The organism is Ramlibacter sp. (genome assembly GCF_013697775.1).
Lineage (GTDB): Bacteria > Pseudomonadota > Gammaproteobacteria > Burkholderiales > Burkholderiaceae_C > Ramlibacter.
Genome location: NZ_JACCWG010000173.1, coordinates 1 through 2,539, shown reverse-complemented (window position 1 = coordinate 2,539; position 2,539 = coordinate 1). Strand labels below are relative to the sequence as shown.

Sequence of the window (2,539 nt, the reverse complement as noted above, 5' to 3'; positions counted from 1 at the left end):
CACCGTGCCGGCCGGCACGCGCGTGGCCGCGGTGCTGCCGCCGCCCGCGCCTTCGCTGGACAGCGGCACCGCTGCAGCGGCGGGCACGCCGCCGGAGTTCTTCACCGAGCAGGAGATCACCGCCATGCGCGGGCGGCTGGTCACGCTGTACAGCGTCGACCCGCAGGCCGACAGCTACAGCGACCACGGCGCGCAGCTGCAGTCCGGCTTCACCGTGTTCGACGGCATGCGCCAGACGCCGCACCGGCTCTACCTGGGCCACGCCGACCTGTTCCGCCTGGCCGGCTCGGCCCAGGTCGACATCACCATCGACTTCGCCGACGCGCGCGACAACCGCCTGGGCAGCCAGGCGCTGCGCCCGCTGCTGCTGGACTGGGAGTACCTGAGCGCCGACGGCTGGCTGCCGCTGGTGCTGATCGAGGACCGCACCGAACGCTTCACGCGCGACGGCCGCATCAGCCTGGGCAAGCAGGCGGGGCCGGACGGCAAGGAAGAAACGCTGGGTGGCCACACGGCCTACTGGATCCGCGCCGGCGTCTCGCAGCGCGTGCCGGCGGCGCGCGTCGCCACCGGCACCGACGGCGCCACCCACCGCCCGGGCGCCACCCACCCCGAATGGACCGAGGTCACGGTGGAGGCCAGCCGCGACCTGCTGCCCGGCGACGAAGTCACGCTGGACGGCGTCGCCCGCGCCACCGTGATGGGCACCACCGACACCACGGTGCTGCTCGACCGGCTGCTGCAGCCGCTGGCAGCCAGCGACTTCCTGCAGCTGGCCGACGCGCTGCCGCCGCTGCGCCCCGAAGGCGCCGACGACGGCGGCGCGCTGCCCACGGTGGACGTGCTGCGCGCGCGCGTGGGCTACGCCAAGAACGACCTGCCGCCCGACAACGCGCTGCAGGACGACTTCAAGCTCGACACCGGCAAGGACTTCTATCCCTTCGGCAGCCGGCCCGAGCGCTTCGCCACCTTCTACATCGCCTGCAAGGAGGCGTTCACGCGCAAGGGCGCGCGGGTGGAGCTGAGCTTCGTGTTCTCGCAGCTGGGCGTGGCCGCCGGCACGCTGGACGTGCAGGCCGAATACTTCAACGGCGCGCGCTGGGTCGGCCTGGGCGCGAACGAGGAATACGCCGACGGCACCAAGGGGCTGACCGCCGGCACCGCGCCGGGTGGCGTGGGCCTGCCGGCATCGACCCTCGGCTTCGTCGCGCCGCAGGACTGGGCCGAGTGCGAGGTCAACGCCGACAGGCAGGCCTGGCTGCGCCTGCGCCTGGCGCAGGGCGACTACGGCCGCCCGCTCGGCGTGTCGGTGGTCACCGACCCGAACGATCCGGCCAAGTACGTCGTCACCAGCACGCCGGCCACCCTGCAGCCGCCCGTGGTGGCGTCCCTGCGCATCGGCTACCTGTACTTCTCGAACCCGGCGCCGCTGGACGCCTGCCTCACGGAAAACGACTTCGCGCTGGCCGAGCGCAGCGAAGAAGCCTACTGGCCGCGCAGCGGGTTCGCGCCGTTCGAGCCGGTGTCCGACCGCGCGCCGGCACTGCACTTCGGCTTTGCCGAGCGGCCGCCCGCGGCGCTGGTCAGCCTGCTGGTGCACGTGCAGGTGCCGGCCGCCGACGTCGACCCGCAGCCCTACGTGTGGGACTACTGGGGTGCACGCGGCTGGACCGAGCTGTCGGTGCGCGACACCACGCAGGGCCTGCGCCAGACCGGCCTGGTGCAGTTCATCGGCGCGCCCGACATGCAGCCGCGCGACGGCCTGGGCGGCGCGCTCTACCGCATCCGCGCGCGGCTGAAGCCGGGCCTGGCCAGCCAGGACTACCGGGCGCAGCTGGGCGGCGCCTGGCTGAACGCCGTGTGGGCCAGCCAGGGACAGCGCGTGGAACGCGACACGCTGGGCATCAGCAACGGCCAGCCGGACCAGTCGTTCGCGCTGCCCGCCGCGCGCGCGCCGCGCGGCGGCGAAGCGGCGGCCGACGCTGCCGATCCGGCGGCTAACAGCGTGGCTGAATTCGAGCGCGCGCTGGACCTACCCGGCAACGGCGTACCGGTGCTTGCCGGCGAGGTGGTCGAGGTGCGCGAATGGGCCGGGCGCGGCGACGACTGGGAAACCGCCGCCGCCGACGTTCCGCCCAAGCGCCTGCGCTTCGAAACCGACGCGCAGGACAAATCCATCAAGACCGCGCTGTGGGTGCGCTGGCTGCCGGTGCCGCACCTGTACGTCTCCGGCCCCGGCGACCGGCACTACGTGGTCGAGCGCGCGCGCGGCGTGTTCCGCTTTCCCGGCCCCGACGGCTTCGCGCCGCCGGCGGGTGCGCCCATCGCGGTGAGCTACGTCACCGGCGGCGGCATCGCCGGCAACGCCGAGGCCGGCGCCATTCGCGAACTGCACAGCGGCGTCGGCTACGTCGAGTCGGTGAGCAATCCGCTGGCGGCCAGCGGCGGCGCGCAGGCCGAGCACCTGCGCGCGGCGCGCGACCGCGGCACGCAGCAGCTGCGCCACCGCGACCGCGCGGTTGCCGTGGAAGACTACGAA

At 73.9% G+C, this 2,539-nt stretch carries 1 pseudogene; it reads left to right on the top strand.

Features of this window, described 5'->3' with window-relative positions:
- Nucleotides 1-124: 124 nt before the first annotated feature.
- Nucleotides 125-2,539 (top strand): annotated as a pseudogene (locus tag H0U68_RS08495) (hypothetical protein); the annotation flags it as partial.